Raw genomic sequence first — 17,695 nt, 5'->3', positions numbered from 1 at the left:
GACCGCAGAATGTATAAAAACGGTAATTTACCTTCAACTAATCGCCAATTAACTAACCACCAATTAGCAAAATCCTTAACTTTGCGGCACCAAAAAAATACACTACTATGCAATATGATGTTATCGTTATAGGTTCGGGTCCGGGTGGCTATGTAGCCGCTATACGTTGTGCCCAGCTTGGTTTAAAAACAGCTTGTATTGAAAAATATGCCACTTACGGCGGTACTTGCTTAAACGTTGGTTGTATCCCTTCAAAAGCTTTGTTAGACTCGTCTGAGCATTTTTACAATGCCGGCCACGCGTTTGCCGGTCATGGTATCAATATCAAAGACCTAAAGCTTGACTTTGGCCAGATGATAAAACGTAAAGGCGAAGTGGTTGCTAAGAACACTGCGGGCATTAGCTTTTTGTTTAAAAAGAACAAAATTGACGGCTACCAGGGTGTGGGGTCGTTTAAAGATAAAAACACGGTTACTATAACCAAAGTTGATGGTACCACGCAAGAGATCACCGGTAAAAACGTGATCATTGCTACCGGCTCGAAGCCGTCAAGCCTGCCATTTATTAAGCTTGATAAAAAACGGATCATCACATCAACCGAAGCATTAAACCTAACCGAGGTACCCAAACACCTGATATTGATTGGTGGCGGTGTTATTGGCTTAGAATTGGGTTCGGTTTATGCACGTTTAGGTGCAAAGGTGTCTGTAATTGAATTTATGGATAGCATTATACCAACTATGGATAAGGCTTTGGGTAAAGAGCTGCAAAAGGTTTTGCAAAAGCAAGGCATGGAGTTTTACCTGGGCCACAAAGTAACAGGGGCTACTACCAAAGGCAAAGAAGTTGCCGTAACTTTTGATGCACCTAACGGCGATAAAAAAGAATTAAAAGGCGATTACTGCCTGGTAGCTGTGGGCCGCGTAGCCTATACCGATAGTTTAGGTTTGGATAAAATTGGTATTACCGTAGAGGAGCGTGGCCGTAAGATCACGGTTGACGAGCATATGCAAACTAGCGTGCCGGGTGTTTACGCCATAGGCGATGTAGTGCGCGGTGCCATGCTTGCCCACAAAGCCGAGGACGAAGGTACCTTTGTTGCCGAAAGCATAGTAGGCCAAAAACCACACATCAACTATAACCTGATACCAGGCGTTGTTTACACCTGGCCGGAAGTTGCTGCCGTAGGCCAAACTGAAGAGCAACTGAAGGAGAAAGGCGTTAAGTACAAAACAGGTGCATTTCCGTTCCGTGCCAGCGGCAGGGCAGTAGCCAGTGGCGACTTGGATGGTTTTGTTAAGGTATTAGCCGATGCAGCTACCGACGAAATTCTTGGTGTGCACATCATTGGCCCACGCGCCGCGGATATGATTGCCGAAGCCGTTGTAGCCATGGAGTACCGCGCCAGCGCCGAAGACATTAGCCGCATGAGCCACGCTCACCCAACTTACACCGAAGCTATGCGTGAAGCTTGTTTAGCCGCGACGGAGAATAGGCCGATACATATTTAAGATAGGATTTCGGATATCGGAGTATAAGATTTAAGCCTTACAAAGTTCAAACTTTGTAAGGCCTTTTTTATAATGCCGCCTCCTTTACCCAACCTTTTAAAGTAACTAGATCGGCCTGTATAGCATCAAATATCCGCTGCTGCGGCACCGGCAGCTTGTCAGCGCTGATCTCGCCGGGCAGATACTCACAATGCAAAGAAATAGGGCGTTTTAAATCATGCTTTTTCAACAGCGCAAAGTATTTCTTAAAATCAACCATGCCCTGGCCCAATGGCACGTCGGCGATGATCCATTTGTCCCTAGGCTTTTGCCAGGCAAAATCTTTGATAGTGATGGAGCCGATATGCTTTTTAAGCAAGTCAAGGTTTACCGGCCAGGCTTCGGCACCATCAACCGTGGCATGGCGGATATCAAACTGGCAACCTATCCATTGCGGGTCTAGGTCCTTTAGGGTTTCCCACAGGTCCCACAACGGGCCGCCAAACAGGCCCGTATGGTTCTCGTAATCGCCGTGTATTTTATATCGCTCGTTAATAGCCGCCAAATTGGCCATGCGTTTTTTAAAGCCGGCAAGGTTTGCTTGTGTATCCAGTTTAGTATCATAACCATACCAACCCATACGGTAGCTTTTGATACCCAACTGCGCAGCGGTTGCCAAAATGTCGGCTGTATAAGGGTGGTTAGCATCCTTAATATCGGTAGCTAAATTATAAACTTTTAAGCCCGCTTTGGTAATCGCTTCAACAGCTTTGGGTAGATCAGTTTTTACACGATCTGGCAATACATGCCCTTTTGGGCGCACAGTAAGGTCAATTCCGTCAAAACCAAGTTTGGCCGCACGCTCGGCCAGGTCGTTATAGTTTAGCCACGACAAATGTTTTGAAAATATACTAACGCTTACATTATTGTCAATCCCTTTGGTGCTCGACAGCGCCTGTCCGAATACAGAACTAGTAATTGGTGCAGCAGCCAGGGCGATGGCCGTGCTTCTAAGAAAGTTTTTGCGAGAGATGTTGTCAGCCATATGGTTACTGCGCTATTGGTTAGCCAAATCTACAAAATAAGCGAATAGGATATCCACAAAAAAAGCCTCACGCATCGCGCCTGAGGCTTTTTACGGTACGAACCCAAACGTATCCGTTTATAGTTATAGCTCATTTTGAGCCGGCTGAGCAGCCGGCCGTTAGCTAATAACTTAATCGCTTTATGCCCGGGGATGAGTTAACTTACCCGGGACTTGCTTTGATGCAAATTTCAGGTATACGGTTTGGTGTTGAAATACTACATATGTAGTATTTTGAAAATAGTTTGGAGCCATTAGTTGATTTGATAAAGCACGATTTATTCCAATTAAATTCCGAAATTCGCCCTCATGCTGCAAATCCAGGAAAACGTTTCGCTTAAAAATTTTAACACTTTTGGGGTTGATGTAAACGCACGGTATTTTGCCGAGATAAGTCACCCCGATGATTTAACGGAACTGTTTTTAGACCCGCAATGGCTACAGACACCTCGCCTGGTACTTGGCGGGGGCAGCAATATGTTGCTTATCAATGATTTCGACGGTCTGGTTATTCGCATGAATATCCGCGGCATCGAGCATCGCATTAATCATAATGACGTAACGGTAGAAGCCGGTGCAGGGGAAGTATGGAACGATCTGGTGAATTTTTGCGTGCAGCATGGTTACGCAGGCATAGAGAACCTGAGCCTTATCCCGGGGTCTGTCGGCGCGTCGCCCATACAAAACATTGGCGCTTATGGCGTAGAACTTAAAGACGTTTTTCATAGCTGTAAAGCTTTTGAGATAGCTACCGGAACATTTAAAACCTTTACCAATGCCGATTGTCACTTTGGTTACCGCGAAAGTGTCTTTAAGAGCGACCTTAAAGAACAATATATTATAGTATCGGTAAAATATGACCTGTCGCTAACGCCCAGGCTTAACCTTAGCTATGGCGCAATAGCACAGGAATTGGCCGCAAGGGGTGTTACAGAGCCTACTATTAAGGATGTATCGCAGGTAGTCTCGCACATCCGCGTGGCAAAACTGCCCGATCCGTCTACTATTGGTAATGCGGGTAGTTTTTTTAAAAATCCGGTTATTGCCGCTGCTGATTTTGAGTCTGTTAAACAAAAGTTCACAAATGTTGTTAACTATCCAACAGCCGATGGTATGGTGAAACTTGCTGCGGGCTGGTTAATAGAGCAATGCGGATGGAAAGGTAAAGTAGTTGGTAATACCGGCACCTGGAAAGATCAGGCGCTTGTTTTGGTGAACCACGGCGGTGCCACCGGGCAAGAAGTGTACAACTTTTCGTCGCAAATTATAGACAGTGTGTACTCCAAATTTGGCGTTTTACTACAACGCGAGGTGAATATTATTAGTTAATTTTTTATCGTTTATAGAAAATAAAACAATTGTAATGCGATTGTCATGCATTGTTTTTACGTTAATTTTTATCATAACTAGTTGATTGTCATAATATTACGATCTGCTGACAATGCTGGTTTGTAGCTGGGTTTTGTAAATAGTGGGTTTAAGGCCAGTGTAGTTTTTTTAGACAGTGGTATGGCGTTTGTCTATATCCTGATACAAAACATTAACTACATGACAAAGATTGAGTTTAACACCCTAGTATTGCGTCAAGCAAGTTCATTGAGGTCATACGCCTTACACTTTACACATGATGCAGACGATGCTAACGACCTTGTCCAGGACACAATGTTGAAAGCCATAACTTATTACAATAAGTTTAAAGAAGGCACAAATTTAAAAGGATGGTTATATACCATCATGAAAAATACCTTTATAAACAACTATCGTCGTTTTGTTAAAATGAGCACGTTTGTTACCAAGTCTGACGAGATCTCTTCTCCGAACCTTGTTTTCAGCTCAACAAAAAATCAAGGCGAATCAAAATTTGTAATGGATGACATTAAAAAAGCCTTAGAGCGTTTGCCTCAAGATTATTATGTACCATTTACCATGTACTTTGAGGGCCACAAATACCACGAGATAGCTGATCATTTAACTATCCCAATAGGTACTGTTAAAACCCGCATCCACGTAGCACGTAAGCTATTGAAGAAAAATCTGAAAGCTTATGACAGCGGTGTTAAAAAACCTATCTACGCAGAAAACTAAGATATTAACTCAACATATATAAAGAAGCCCGCTCCTGTAAAGAGCGGGCTTCTTGTTTTATTGCAAAATTTATCTGTCGGCTACCCATTTTACCGCCTGCCGCAGCATTAGCCGGTAATCAGCAATATCATGCGACGCGGCATCATGGCCCAGGGCTATACCTACAATGCGCGCTTTTGGGTTTTTAACAACAAATACAGATGGATAGACTTTACTGTTGTTTGCCGCACGGCTGTTTGCCAGCACTTCAATGCCTGGGCCTGCAGGATCTAAAATGTAATGATACCGCTCATCCTTTAACGTAAATTGGTGCGCTACCCCGACAGTCACTGGATGCTTGATGTTAACAAGCTCTTCGTCAAAACTACCATAGCTGTCATGAGACGAGGCGCCACCGCTTACCAGTTTTAAATTATACTCGGGCCAGTCTTTATAATTATACCATAAGGCAGGGTGGCCCAGTATCAGGCCCTTGCCGGCGGCTGCAAACTCAAATATGGCATTGCGCCCCGCTAGTGTTATAGGCTGATTTGTAGCCAGGTAAAGCACATCGGCGGCAGCCAAATAGTAAGGTATAGAATCGGTATTGTTGGTATAAATAACCCGGCAAAGATTATCCATGCTTAGTGTATTGCCATCTGCCTGCTTATACCAACGGTTAAAATCATGAGATGTACCGCCGCCAACCATTAACACCCTAATCGGCATATCGCGCTGGTCTGCTTTAACATTTGCTGTTTTTGAGTGCGATATGCAACCGCCTAAGGCAGTTGTACTCAACGTAACAGCTAATAATAACCTGTAATAAGCCTTCATAAATTTGATTTGAGTGTATAAAAATAAGAGGCCTACTATTGAAGTAGTAGATTGATTTCCTCAATCGTTTTCAACTCTCCGGGTTTGTTTGCATCCTTATTAACGATATTGCCATTTTTATCAATTAAAGCGTAAGTTGGAAAGGCTTTTATATTTAGCGCCTTGCCAATGCTGGCCGACTGGATTTGATCAAAAAAGTAGTTCTCGCCTTCAATCTTTTGCTCTGCAACCAGGTTCTTCCAGTTAGTTTGGCTGGGTGAGTTTAAGCAGGCGTAAATAAATACCACATCTTTGCCTTTAAATTTCTCCCGCAACTTTGCCGATGGTGGCATATTAGCAATACAGGGTACGCACCAGGTGGCCCAAATATCCAGATACACCACTTTGCCTTTATATTTAGCCAACAGATTTTTTAGTAAATCAGGCCCGGTCCATCCCTCAGCCGAATTCATTACTGACAGCAGCGACAGCTTACTATTATGTAGTCTGTCTAACTGCGCGTTATAAGCCGTTAAAAAGGTGTTTTTAAGATAAGTATTCTGTACTTTTTTCTTGTACGATTCAATTAGAGGTTCAATCTCACCTAATTTGTTTATTTCTAGTTTTCTGTACAAATACATGGTGGCGTTTATATCGCGTAGGGCAGGGTCTTTAATCTCCAATAGTTGGTCAAGCGCAATTTGATTTGATTTGATGGTTAAAATTTCCTGGATATATAGCTGCTCTATTTTATCCATGGTTTTGGTATCAGCGGCATCAAGGTCAGTTTTGGCTTGTACCTTGTTTAAAACTGCCCGGTAATCGTCTTTAACGTCAGGGTGTTTTTCCAGAACAAAAGTAGCGATCTCGTTTTTAGAGGCGCCCATCGTTTTAGGCCGAACCAGATTTTTCTGCAAGGTAAAATAGTAGCTGTTTAAAAAGTTTTTATACCTGTCGTTACCTAACGCCGCCGCGTTTTTTAATGATGGATTGGCATCTGTAGCAGCTACAGATAGGCCTGGTCTGTCTGCAAAAGTATTTCCGGTCATCTTCATCGCTTTATAAAAGTCCGTCACCATGGCCTCAGTTATATTATTGCCTGAACTGAAGTTGAAATTAATAGCAACGCTTTGAGGTTCATACAATGCTTGATAGTAAGCCTGATCTTTAACAAACTTGGTAGCCGGATGGGTTTTAAAATATTGGCTATTAAATTTTAATTGCTCTTTAAAGGCGTTTAGAGCATGTTGTTTTATTTCATCCGGGCTTAACTTTTTATTGATAACACCCTGATAAATATTTTTTACCCCCAAATCTCTAGCGTCTTCATAAGCCTGGTATTGTTGATTCTCCATGGCAAAATCTCCGGAAAATTTTAGCTTACGCGGAGTTTGCACGAAATTAATACCCATCTTTTGGCCTGGCTTGACGAAAAACGTAAAATACCGCATGTGGGTGTCGTATATAGATAAGCCTTGTCTGTTCTGCCCTTTGCCAAAATATACCTGATGGTAATGTTCTATAGAAAAACTTACTTCATAGTTTCCGGCTGTGTCCCGTCTAATTGGTATAACAACAGGTTTCGCCGACAATATATCGTCATAATAAAAGCAACACTCATCAATATCCCATTCATTCTCTTTTGTTAAGTGGATATTTCCCTTAATGGTAATGGTGGTTTTTTGCGCAACTGCATTTTGATTTAATATTAAACCAAAAATGAGGGCAACGCTGCCTGTAAAAAGCTTTAGGTGTGATAACATAGTCAGGTAATTGGTGTGATAAATATAAAATAATTTATAAAGGTTTTGATTTTGAGACAGTAAAAATCAAAATGAGTTTAGCCTTTACAAAAATATTTGCCACCAATACCATAGTAAAGCGTTATTATACAGCGTCTAACGCCTCATGCTTAAATCGATTTGCAAGTAATGCAGTGGCCTTAGCAGAATCAATATCAACTACAATTACGCCAACCTTGCCGTAAGGCTGGTTAGCCAGGCAGGACCCATCAGGCGCTATAATGCAAGAGGCCGACTCAGAGAACCGCGAAGTGTAATTTGAACTCGCAAAGTAAATGGTATTTTCAAGCGCACGCATCATCGTGGCTTGCTCATAATATGGGTTGTTTTTATCCCTGAACTCGGTAAGCTCAGTGCCGCTTACATCGCTGCCGCTACAATGCGGGTGGAAAACTATTGCTGCATCTCTGCGTGCTGCCCACCTTACGGTTTCGGGGTATCTAAACCCTTCGTGGCATATCACTATGCCAAATTTTAGTCCATCAACCTCAAAAATATGACGATCAGTGCCGGGCAGCCACAAGGTATCCTCGGACGGGTCAAGTTGATTTTTTGCCTGGTAGCCAAGCACTTTGCCGGTGTTGTCAATAACGTGTGCTATGTTAAATTTACCTTTATCGGTATACCAGTCCATTGGTAAAATAATGGTAATATTATTGGCTGCAGCAATAGCGCTGGCTGTGTTTAAAGCGTCAGTCAATTTTTCGGGCGATGTTTCCTCAATGCTCAGCTCGGGCAGGGGGTAGCCCGGAATAAAAGATTCGGGGAAACACACCAGCGATGCCTGTTTCACCGCCGCTTCTTTTGTCATTTTTTCCAGCCAGTATAAACCGTCAGCTATAGATTTTGGGAAGGGTGGGGAGGCTATCGCGATTTTCATGATAGCTAAGTTAGTGATTAAAGGGTATTTGGCGAGGTGTTGTAGTCTTAATCACCAATCTAATCTTTATCCTCTAACACCGACAATATATTACCCGCCGGGTCTTTAAACCAGGCAATGTTTGGTCCATGGCCGTTACCGCGCGATATACCCTTTCCGTCGGTTTTTAAATACTCGCTGTCATATTGCTCAAATACTAACCCTTTTGCAATGAGCGCATCAACAGCATCGTCAATATCAGCTACCGGGAAATTCAATACGGTAAACGTTGCCGGCTGATGATCAGGCTTGGGATAGATCATGATATGATTATTGCCTGATGTTATCAGCTCCAGTATCCCCATAGGGTTGTCCTTTACTTCCAGCCCTAATATTTCGCTGTAAAACTGTTTTGCTTTTGCCAGATCATTGGTAGAGAAACTGCCGAATGCTTTTGATTGCTGTAACATAATTTCGTTTTTAAGTTGATAGGTTGGTTATAAGGGTAGTGTGTTTGTAGTAACAGTGCGTATTTGTAATTAGTTTGCCTATGTTTTAAAATACTGTGATATTTGCCCGCTACCCATTTATGAAACGAATACTGCCAGTAATTGTTATCGCGCAATTTTTTTGCACCTCGGTGTGGTTTGCGGGTAATGCCATTATGGGCGACATAGCCCGGCAACTCCATTTAGATGCCGGTTACCTGGCGCACCTAACCAGTGCAGTACAATTGGGTTTTATAAGCGGCACGCTTCTTTTTGCCATATTAAGTGTAGCAGACAGGTTCTCGCCGGTAAAGGTTTTCTTTTGCTGCGCGATGATAGCCGCGGCAATTAATCTGGGTGCATCTATTAATGATAATACAGCAACCACGCTGCTCATCTTCCGTTTTGCGACCGGCTTTTTCCTTGCTGGCATTTATCCCGTAGGGATGAAAATAGCATCCGACCATTACCAGCAGGGCCTTGGGCGCTCATTAGGATTTCTGGTTGGCGCGTTGGTGCTGGGCACCGCATTTCCGCACCTGCTCAAAAGCATGACCGCTGCCTTGCCGTGGCGGTACGTGATCTACGCCACCTCTGCATTGGCCGTAATCGGCGGCATAGCTATGTTGGTTTTAGTGCCAGACGGGCCGGGACATGCTAAAGGGCAACAGTTAAACGTCGCTAATTTCTTACACGGCTTTCGCAATAGCAAATTCAGAGCCGCCGCCTTTGGCTATTTTGGCCACATGTGGGAGGTTTATGCGTTTTGGGCCTTTATACCATTAATGATTGGTACATACCAGGCACAGCATCAAATAATTGATTTAAACGTGCCGCTATGGTCATTTGCTATTATAGCTTCGGGTAGTTTATCTTGTGCATTAGGCGGGGTCTTATCGCAGCGCTTCGGCGCTAAGCCGGTCGCTACCATTGCCTTGTTTATATCCTGCTTATGCTGTTTAATGTCGCCATTGTTTTTAGTGTGCAATATGCAATGGGCATTCATTGTCTTCATTTTTATTTGGGGAATGGCTGTCGCTGCCGACTCGCCGTTATTTTCTACACTGATAGCGCAAAACGCGCCCGTGGCATCACGTGGTTCGTCGTTAACTATTGTAAATAGCATCGGCTTTGCCATCACCATCATCAGCATACAATTTATAAACGCGTTGCGCACACCCGCTAATGCTTACTATATTTACATGCTGCTGGCTATAGGGCCTGTGCTGGGGTTATTGGTGTTAAGGCGGGAGCGGGGTGAGTCTACCGCAGGACATTAAACATTATACCGAACAACCATGACAGACTACAAACTTGAAGCCGCAAAAGCCGCCATCCCCTTTATAAAAACCGGACAGATCATCGGCCTTGGCGCGGGTTCGACCATTGCCAATTTGATCAATCTTCTGGCTGCGGATGCCGAATTTGCGGGCACACTAATCTTTGCGACGTCGTCATTCAAAACCGCGCAATTGCTTATCGAGCATAAACTTAATATCAAAGCTATCGAACATCTTACTTACCTGGATATTTACTTTGACGGCTGCGATCAGTTTGATGCCCAGTTAAACGCACTTAAAAGCGGCGGAGGAATCCATACTTCTGAAAAAATTATGGCCTCGTTAGCACATGAGTTTATTTTATTGGGCGATGCCGGCAAATCCGTCGAAAAGCTGGATACCACCTATCCGCTGGTGCTTGAAGTATTACCGTCGGCACTGCAATTGGTGCAACAATGGCTCGCTAAAAATGTCCCAACGGCAAGAATTACCATGCGCCTTAGCACCCAAAAAGACGGGGCGGTAATCACCGAAAATGGCAACTATTTACTTGATGTGTATTTTGCTCAAACTATGCCGCTTGACCGTATCAATGCTATTAAAATGGTGCCGGGGGTTGTTGAGCATTCGTTGTTTTTAGGCATTGCAAAAAAAGCAATTATTGCCGGCGAGGGCGGTGTAAAGGTGCTATCGGTTTAAATGGCGACCTGGCGCGCGGTTGACTTAACCCCGGCGATGTCCGGGCAGTCGACGCTGCGGACAAGTGTACGCCTTGTATCAAAACAATTACCGCGCCCTATTCTTAATATTAGTTTATTTTCATAGTATTGATAAACCAATTAAACGCCCTTATTATTAGTAAATAAGGTATCCCTCGTTATGAAAGTAAAATATACTCTTTTAGCATGTTTCATGCTGGGCGGCACTGCCACTTTTGCACAAAACAACAAGGCCAAACCTGCCGCTGCAGGCAAGTCGCCTTCAGATTATGTTGATATGTATATCGGCTCTATCAACCCTAAAACCCGCAGTACTATGCCGGTTATAAAGACACCCGATGGTAACATCAGCATCTTCCCAACTTTTAACCCGGCGATAGAAGATTTTTACCTGTCAGACAAGATCATGGGTTTCCCTATCGGTATAGGTAGCCTGATGGCCAGCGTGGGCGATGTTAAATTGGGTAACGGCGCCAATGCCTCGAGGTTTGATCACGATATGGAAACCGCCAAGCCATATTATTACCAGGCACTATTAGAAGATCCAGATATCAACACAGAATTTACGCTGACGGATAATACCTTGATCTTTAGATTTACATTACCAGCCAAAAAAACATCAAACTTATTGTTAAACCTACAGGGCGGTGGTGGCCAACGTGGGCAACAAACCGCCGCAGCAACGCAGATTAATGCGCCATCTATAGAAGTTAAGGACAATAAAATTATACAAGGCTGGGGTGCCAGCAGGGGCGGGGGCCGTAACGCGCCAACCACTAGTAGAAACTATTTTTATGCCGAGTTAAGTAAACCCATGGCAAAGGGCGGCACCTGGCAGGGAGAAACACTTAACCCCGGATCTACAAAGCAAGAGGGCAACGGTATTGGTGTTTACGCCAGTTACCCGGCAACGCTTGGTCCACAAACTGTTGAGCTTAGGATAGGGATCTCGCAAACCAGTATTGACGATGCCAGGAAGACAGTTGACACCGAAATTGGTAAAATGACCTTCGACCAGGTTAAAGCTAAAACCAAACAACGCTGGGATACCGAGCTTAACCTGATAAAGGTTAAAGGTGGTACCGAGCGTCAACGTGGCATATTTTACAGCACTCTTTATCGTACCCGCGCACTGCGCATGGGCAACGTATGGGATACTTACCGCAGTGCTTACGCACTGCAAAACCTGATCAGGCCTGATGAATCTGTTAAAGCAATTAATAACTTTATCAGGGCGTACGATAATACCGGCTGGTTAACCAGCTCGGGCGCAATGATTGGACATCACTCTACATCGGTAATTGTCGAGGCTTATTTGAAAGGCTTGCGTGGCTTTGATATAGAGAAAGCCTATGCCGGTATGCGCAAAAACCACATGGAAGCTACCATGATACCATGGAAAGATGGTGGACAAGCGCCGTTAACCGAATTAGAAAAAACATACTTTGAAAAAGGCTTTTACCCGGCCTTACCTGGAAAAGCCGGTGCAAACGCTAAAGATGACGTAGGGAAATACGAAAAGCTGCCTTACCAGGCACGTTGGCTGCCCGAAGTTGGTGTCGAAGAGACCGTAAAAGAGGTTGATGGCTGGCACCGCAGGCAATCCGTATCTGTAACCCTTGAGCATTGTTATGATGACTGGTGCCTGGCACAAATGGCTAAAGTATTGGGTAAAACAGACGACTATAACCTGTTTATGAAACGGGCGCACAACTATCAAAATTTGTATAAACCATCAATAGGAATGATGGCCCCAAAATCTGCCGATGGCAAATGGGTTGAGCCTTTCGATCCGCGTTTCTCTGGCGGATTTGCCGGCGAGGGCTATTTTGCCGAAGGCAACTCATGGACCTACACGTGGCACGTACAGCATGATGTGCAGGGCCTGATAAACCTAATGGGCGGAAACGATAAGTTTAATACTAAGCTCGATTCGCTGTTCATAGTTGGTCATACAATGGATAAGCTTGCCTTCCTGGGCCAGTTTCCGGATATGACAGGTTTGGTAGGTATGTATACGCAGGGTAACGAGCCGGCTTATCATATCCCGTATTTGTACAACTACTCGGGCCAGCCATGGAAAACCCAAAGCCGCCTGCGGACGCTGATGGATCTTTGGTACGACATAACGCCGCAGGGTATTAGTGGCGATGAAGACGGCGGCGCTACCTCGAGCTGGTATGTATTTAACGCAATGGGCTTTTACCCGCAATGCCCGGGTCGCCCCGTATTTGACATTGGCAGCCCAATATTTGAAGAAAGCGTGATAAACGTTGGCGGCGGCAAAACCTTCGTGGTTGAGGCTAAGAACGTCTCGGCACAAAACAAATACATCCAGTCGGCCACGTTAAACGGCAAGCCGCATAATAAGGCTTGGTTCACCAATGACGATATTGTAAAAGGTGGCAGGCTGGTTTTGCAAATGGGCAACCGACCAAATAAAAGCTGGGCCAGCGGCCAGGCAGATGTTCCACCATCAATGTCGGCCGCCCAATAAATTTTAATTAAGCAGTATTTTAAAAGCCGTGTTTTACACTGCTTTTACTGTATTTTTAGTGACCAATTACACAGTTTTTATGCGGATTTTCTTGCTCTTTACCCTCTTTTTAGTACGTTTTCACCCAGCATTTGCGGATGTACGTACATCAAAAATGTTTGGCGACAACATGGTGTTGCAACGCGGCATGGCTGTACCTGTTTTTGGCTGGGCCGACCCGGGTGAGCAGGTGACCATTGACTTTATGGACAAGTCCTATACCACAACTGCAGGCACGGATGGTAAGTGGAAGCTAAAACTAGGCAAATACAAAGCCGGCGGCCCCTACCAAATGCGTATTAATGGCAAAAGTAATGTGCTGAATTACAGCAATATACTTATAGGAGAGGTGTGGCTGGCATCCGGGCAATCAAACATGGAGTTTGGTATACAGACTGACAAGAATGGTAAAGATGCCATTGCTAAAGCCACTGATAATCAGATACATTTATTTTATGTGCCGATGATGCTATCGTTAACCCGCCAGGACGATATGGTTAAGCTAAATGAGAGCGATATGGTAAATGCCCGCTGGGTAGTTTGTTCGCCGGAAGTGCTTGATACAAAGTCGTTTGCCTGGCATGGGTTTTCGGCTGTTGGTTACTACTTCGCGCAACAAATCCGTAAATCAACCGGCGTACCGGTGGGTATGATAGGCAGCTATCGCGGCGGCACGCCCGCTGAAAGCTGGATGACCAGGGAGGGCTTAGCAAAAGACCCGGCATTCACCAAATATGTAAACAGGTACGACTATCTGGCAAAGAATTATGAAACTGCCAAAGCCAGCTATCCACAGCGCCAGGCATTATATCGCGACAGCTTAAAGTTATGGAAGGAAGAGGTAGAACCTATTTATAATCAGACTGTTAAACAATGGGATGCGGATGTGGTCGCTGCACGCACTAACGGCCAATTGGCTCCGGTAAGGCCAAAACCATCGCGCCCTATGCCAGCAAACCCCGCTGACCCGTTAGGGGGTTATCAAGCGCCAACGGTGTGTTTCAACGGAGTTATTGCGCCTATAGTTGGCTATGGCATAAAAGGGGTGATATGGTACCAGGGCGAAAGTAATGCCGATTCGTTTAAAGACGCGGTTGAATATAAAGACCTATTTCCCAGAATGATAACTAACTGGCGCGATGAGTGGGGGCAAGGCGATTTCCCGTTCCTGTATGTGCAGTTGCCAAACTTTAGAGCGGCGGCCATAACGCCATCAAGCGGCAACTGGCCATGGCTCCGCGAAGCGCAAGAGAAGACCTTGAGTCTACCTAATACCGGCATGGCTGTAATTACCGATGCCGGCGAAGCGATGGATATCCACCCGTCTGATAAAAGCGACCCGGGTAACAGGTTGGGACTGGTTGCCTTGCACGATATTTATGGTAAAAAGGTGGTAGCATCAGGGCCTGTTTATAAGTCGATGAAAGTTGATGGTAATAAGATCATTATTAGTTTTGATGACATTCATAAAGGACTAATCATTGGCCGGCCGAACGCTGACGGTATTGTTAATAATTCACCCGCAGAGCTCAAAGGTTTCGGCATAGCCGGAGCCGACCATAAATTTGTATGGGCTAAAGCGGTTATGAAGGGTAACAAGATCATCGTGTATGCTGACGGTATTACCATCCCGGAAGCGGTACGCTACAACTGGGCCGATAATCCGCCGGGTAATTTGTATAATAAAGATGGTTTGCCTGCAAGGCCTTTCCGCACAGATAGTTGGGCGCCTGCGTTGTAAGGCTTTATAAGTTTTACACTTAGTGACAGTAGAATAGCCGATATAGGGACATAGATATGCGATCTTCGGAAGCCGTTCCGTGCCTTAGAGGATATAGCGCCAATGATGGCAAATTTTTACTGGCGGATTTAAATTGCGATTATAACACCGGTAACGATTGCAAGCACGACGATTTGAAAATAAATAAGCGATTTTAGCATAAAATGCCGTTAATTTAGCAATTATTACATTCCGGCGTTAAACCGACTGTAATGCCTAATAAACCAACGTTCGTATATAATTCAAAAATCAATCAATGAAAAAACATTTGCTGTTTGGACTGGTAGTGCTTGTATCAAGTATCCAGATCACAAAAGCTCAGGACAGGAAAGCGCCGTCTTACCCGTTAATTACGCACAACACTTATCTAAGTGTTTGGTCAAATTCTGATAAACTGGCCGAATCGACCACCACCCATTGGACCGGTGCCGACCAATCATTAATAGGCATTATCAATGTTGATGGTACCGACTACCGTTTTATGGGTAAAGATGCTGAGCAGTATCGCACCATATTACCTGCATCAGATGAAAAAGATTACACTGTAAAATATACTTTCACCAAGCCTGAAGGCGACTGGACAGCAGTTAATTACGCTGCTGCTGATTGGAAGGAAGGCTCATCGCCAATTGGTGATGCCCGTACCGATAAAACTAAATGGCGCACTAAAGACATTTGGGTAAGAAGAGCATTTAGCCTTGCTAAAACGGATGATATCAATAAGCTATTCGTGAAATTAACCTGGGATGATGATGTTGAGGTAAGCCTTAACGGCAAGCCAATATTTGACCGTGTAGGCGTTAGCAAAGGTTTTGAAATGATGGCCCTTGATAAAGACCGCCTTAAAATTGGCGAGAATGTCATTACCATGCACGTAGTAAACTCTGGTGGTGGCGCCCGCGCCGACATTGGTTTGGTTGATAAAGAAAAGTTGACTACTAAGGCGCTGGAAGTTGCCGATCAGAAAAGCGTAAACATTAATGCTACACAAACTATCTACACTTTTAAAGCGGGGGATATTGATCTGGCTGTAACCTTCACATCGCCATTGTTGTTAACCGATTTGAATATGTTGTCTCGCCCGGTAACGTATATTACTTACCGTGTAAGATCAAACGATAACAAAACGCATAACGTTAAGGTATTCTTCAGCGCCTCGACAGATATGGCTGTGGATCAGCCTAAACAAGCGGTTACTGCAACTAAATACAGCACTAGCGCTTTAGATATACTAAAAGCAGGTACTGATGAGCAGGCTATCCTGAAAAAAGCAGGCGACGGTGTACGTATTGACTGGGGTTATATGTATGTAGCGGCTCCTAAAGCAGCTAAAGCAACACAGTTTGTAACCACCGAGAAAGAGGCTGTTAATGCGTTCCGTAATGGAGTTGCATCAAACACGGTATTTAAGGGCACTAAATTGGCTTTAAATACCATCATACCATTTGGTAAAGTTGGCCCTACATCTGTAGCTAAATTTATAGAGGTTGGCTATGACGATATCTATGCGATGGAGTATTTTAACACCAGGCTGCGTGCATGGTGGAATAACTCTGGCAAAGAAACTATTGAAGGCCAGCTAACCAAAGCTGCTGCAGATTATACTACTACTTTACAAAGATGTGCTGCATTCAACAAAAGTATGTATGCTGACGCCATCAAATCTGGCGGTAAAAGCTATGCTGAGTTATGCGTATTAGCTTATCGTCAAAGTATAGCAGCGCACATATTAGTGAAAAGCCCTCAGGGCGAGATTCTTTGGTTCTCTAAAGAAAACTTTAGCGGTGGCTTTGTTAACACGGTTGACGTTACTTACCCATCTGCGCCGTTATACCTGATTTACAATCCTAAATTGATGGAAGGTATGCTTAACGGGATTTTCTATTTCAGCGAAAGCGGTAAATATGGCCGCGACTATGCTGCGCATGATTTAGGTACCTATCCGCACGCCAATGGCCAAACTTACGGCGAAGGCATGCCGGTTGAAGAATCTGGTAACATGATTATTCTTACGGCTGCTATTGCAAAAGCCGAGGGCAACCCGTCTTACGCTAAAAAGCACTGGAAGACTTTAAGCACCTGGGTAAACTATTTAACCAAAGAAGGTTTTGACCCGGCTAACCAACTTTGTACTGATGATTTTGCGGGCCATTTGGCACGTAATGCAAACTTATCTGTAAAAGCTATCGTCGGTATTGGCTGCTACGCGCAACTGGCCGATGCCCTTGGCGAAAAAGCTATTGCGACAAAATACCGCGCTATTGCAAAAGACATGGTAGGCCGCTGGATGAAATTGGCAGGCGACAAAGATCATTACACCCTGACCTTTGAAAACCCGGGTACCTGGAGCCAAAAATATAACTTGGTTTGGGATAAAGTGTTGAAATTGAACCTGTTCCCGCAGTCGGTTTATGATACAGAGACTAAGTACTACATCAGCGTATCAAACAAATACGGTTTACCGTTAGATAGCCGCAAAGAGTACACAAAATCTGACTGGATATTATGGACCGCTACTTTTGCCCCGACCCGTGCTCAATTTGATCAACTGGTTGACCCGGTTTACAAATACGCTTTAGAAACCCCAACCCGCGTACCACTAAGCGATTGGCACGACACCAAAAGCGGTAAGCAAACCGGTTTTCAGGCACGTAGTGTTATCGGAGGCTATTTTATGAAAACCCTGCACGATAAAATGATCGTAAAGAAATAATTGGTTTATACCGATGAGTAAAGCGCCGCCTGGTTTAATACCGGCGGCGCTTTTTTTATTAGAT

Annotated in this window: 13 protein-coding genes; 8 read left to right on the top strand and 5 right to left on the bottom strand. The window is 44.4% G+C overall.

The window, feature by feature from the left end; genetic code table 11:
• The first annotated feature begins 107 nt into the window (after positions 1-107).
• The gene (lpdA, locus tag ACFSYC_RS05490) at positions 108-1,511 is read left to right on the top strand and encodes a dihydrolipoyl dehydrogenase (RefSeq protein WP_377124358.1); all 1,404 of its coding nucleotides are present in this window, start codon (positions 108-110) and stop codon (positions 1,509-1,511) included.
• A 67-nt stretch (positions 1,512-1,578) separates the two neighbouring features.
• Here lpdA and ACFSYC_RS05485 read toward each other — a convergent pair whose 3' ends face one another.
• Positions 1,579-2,535 carry a sugar phosphate isomerase/epimerase family protein gene (locus ACFSYC_RS05485; RefSeq protein ID WP_377124356.1) on the bottom strand — a complete coding sequence of 319 codons (957 nt, stop codon included), beginning with the start codon at positions 2,533-2,535 and terminating at the stop codon, positions 1,579-1,581.
• 348 nt (positions 2,536-2,883) lie between these two features.
• Here ACFSYC_RS05485 and murB point away from each other — a divergent pair, with 348 nt between their 5' ends.
• Positions 2,884-3,903 carry a UDP-N-acetylmuramate dehydrogenase gene (murB, locus tag ACFSYC_RS05480; RefSeq protein ID WP_377124354.1) on the top strand — a complete coding sequence of 340 codons (1,020 nt, stop codon included), beginning with the start codon at positions 2,884-2,886 and terminating at the stop codon, positions 3,901-3,903.
• Positions 3,904-4,122: 219 nt separating this feature from the next.
• A complete protein-coding gene (locus tag ACFSYC_RS05475) occupies positions 4,123-4,659 on the top strand; it encodes an RNA polymerase sigma factor (RefSeq protein ID WP_377124352.1) in 537 nt (178 codons plus the stop codon).
• Positions 4,660-4,728: 69 nt separating this feature from the next.
• Here ACFSYC_RS05475 and ACFSYC_RS05470 read toward each other — a convergent pair whose 3' ends face one another.
• From ACFSYC_RS05470 to ACFSYC_RS05455, 4 genes are all read right to left on the bottom strand, one after another.
• The gene (locus ACFSYC_RS05470; RefSeq protein ID WP_377124350.1) at positions 4,729-5,475 is read right to left on the bottom strand and encodes a ThuA domain-containing protein; all 747 of its coding nucleotides are present in this window, start codon (positions 5,473-5,475) and stop codon (positions 4,729-4,731) included.
• A 35-nt stretch (positions 5,476-5,510) separates the two neighbouring features.
• Positions 5,511-7,217, bottom strand: a complete 1,707-nt coding sequence (locus ACFSYC_RS05465) for a TlpA family protein disulfide reductase (protein ID WP_377124348.1) — start codon at positions 7,215-7,217, stop codon at positions 5,511-5,513.
• 124 nt (positions 7,218-7,341) lie between these two features.
• The gene (locus ACFSYC_RS05460; RefSeq protein ID WP_377124346.1) at positions 7,342-8,136 is read right to left on the bottom strand and encodes a carbon-nitrogen hydrolase family protein; all 795 of its coding nucleotides are present in this window, start codon (positions 8,134-8,136) and stop codon (positions 7,342-7,344) included.
• 59 nt (positions 8,137-8,195) lie between these two features.
• Entirely contained in the window at positions 8,196-8,585 is a 390-nt protein-coding gene (locus ACFSYC_RS05455) for a VOC family protein (RefSeq protein ID WP_377124344.1), read from the bottom strand.
• Between the two features lie 119 nt (positions 8,586-8,704).
• Here ACFSYC_RS05455 and ACFSYC_RS05450 point away from each other — a divergent pair, with 119 nt between their 5' ends.
• From ACFSYC_RS05450 to ACFSYC_RS05430, 5 genes are all read left to right on the top strand, one after another.
• Positions 8,705-9,883 (top strand): MFS transporter, encoded by a 1,179-nt coding sequence (locus ACFSYC_RS05450; RefSeq protein ID WP_377124342.1) that lies wholly within the window; start codon positions 8,705-8,707, stop codon positions 9,881-9,883.
• Positions 9,884-9,901: 18 nt separating this feature from the next.
• A complete protein-coding gene (gene rpiA, locus ACFSYC_RS05445; RefSeq protein WP_377124340.1) occupies positions 9,902-10,582 on the top strand; it encodes a ribose 5-phosphate isomerase A in 681 nt (226 codons plus the stop codon).
• A gap of 180 nt (positions 10,583-10,762) precedes the next feature.
• Positions 10,763-13,099, top strand: a complete 2,337-nt coding sequence (locus ACFSYC_RS05440; protein WP_377124338.1) for a GH92 family glycosyl hydrolase — start codon at positions 10,763-10,765, stop codon at positions 13,097-13,099.
• 79 nt (positions 13,100-13,178) lie between these two features.
• The gene (locus ACFSYC_RS05435; RefSeq protein ID WP_377124336.1) at positions 13,179-14,879 is read left to right on the top strand and encodes a sialate O-acetylesterase; all 1,701 of its coding nucleotides are present in this window, start codon (positions 13,179-13,181) and stop codon (positions 14,877-14,879) included.
• 295 nt (positions 14,880-15,174) lie between these two features.
• A complete protein-coding gene (locus ACFSYC_RS05430; RefSeq protein WP_377124334.1) occupies positions 15,175-17,631 on the top strand; it encodes a glutaminase family protein in 2,457 nt (818 codons plus the stop codon).
• Positions 17,632-17,695: the final 64 nt, after the last annotated feature.

The organism is Mucilaginibacter antarcticus, assembly GCF_042686155.1.
In the GTDB taxonomy this organism is placed as follows: domain Bacteria; phylum Bacteroidota; class Bacteroidia; order Sphingobacteriales; family Sphingobacteriaceae; genus Mucilaginibacter; species Mucilaginibacter antarcticus.
Note: the sequence above shows the minus strand (reverse complement) of the source record. Positions and strands in the feature narration are given on the sequence as shown.

What these genes read in the sequence shown, in the direction of transcription:
- lpdA (WP_377124358.1), top strand. Translation starts at nt 108, where the DNA reads ATGCAATATGATGTTATCGTTATAGGTTCGGGTCCGGGTGGCTATGTA.
- ACFSYC_RS05485 (WP_377124356.1), bottom strand. Translation starts at nt 2,535, where the DNA reads ATGGCTGACAACATCTCTCGCAAAAACTTTCTTAGAAGCACGGCCATC.
- murB (WP_377124354.1), top strand. Translation starts at nt 2,884, where the DNA reads ATGCTGCAAATCCAGGAAAACGTTTCGCTTAAAAATTTTAACACTTTT.
- ACFSYC_RS05475 (WP_377124352.1), top strand. Translation starts at nt 4,123, where the DNA reads ATGACAAAGATTGAGTTTAACACCCTAGTATTGCGTCAAGCAAGTTCA.
- ACFSYC_RS05470 (WP_377124350.1), bottom strand. Translation starts at nt 5,475, where the DNA reads ATGAAGGCTTATTACAGGTTATTATTAGCTGTTACGTTGAGTACAACT.
- ACFSYC_RS05465 (WP_377124348.1), bottom strand. Translation starts at nt 7,217, where the DNA reads ATGTTATCACACCTAAAGCTTTTTACAGGCAGCGTTGCCCTCATTTTT.
- ACFSYC_RS05460 (WP_377124346.1), bottom strand. Translation starts at nt 8,136, where the DNA reads ATGAAAATCGCGATAGCCTCCCCACCCTTCCCAAAATCTATAGCTGAC.
- ACFSYC_RS05455 (WP_377124344.1), bottom strand. Translation starts at nt 8,585, where the DNA reads ATGTTACAGCAATCAAAAGCATTCGGCAGTTTCTCTACCAATGATCTG.
- ACFSYC_RS05450 (WP_377124342.1), top strand. Translation starts at nt 8,705, where the DNA reads ATGAAACGAATACTGCCAGTAATTGTTATCGCGCAATTTTTTTGCACC.
- rpiA (WP_377124340.1), top strand. Translation starts at nt 9,902, where the DNA reads ATGACAGACTACAAACTTGAAGCCGCAAAAGCCGCCATCCCCTTTATA.
- ACFSYC_RS05440 (WP_377124338.1), top strand. Translation starts at nt 10,763, where the DNA reads ATGAAAGTAAAATATACTCTTTTAGCATGTTTCATGCTGGGCGGCACT.
- ACFSYC_RS05435 (WP_377124336.1), top strand. Translation starts at nt 13,179, where the DNA reads ATGCGGATTTTCTTGCTCTTTACCCTCTTTTTAGTACGTTTTCACCCA.
- ACFSYC_RS05430 (WP_377124334.1), top strand. Translation starts at nt 15,175, where the DNA reads ATGAAAAAACATTTGCTGTTTGGACTGGTAGTGCTTGTATCAAGTATC.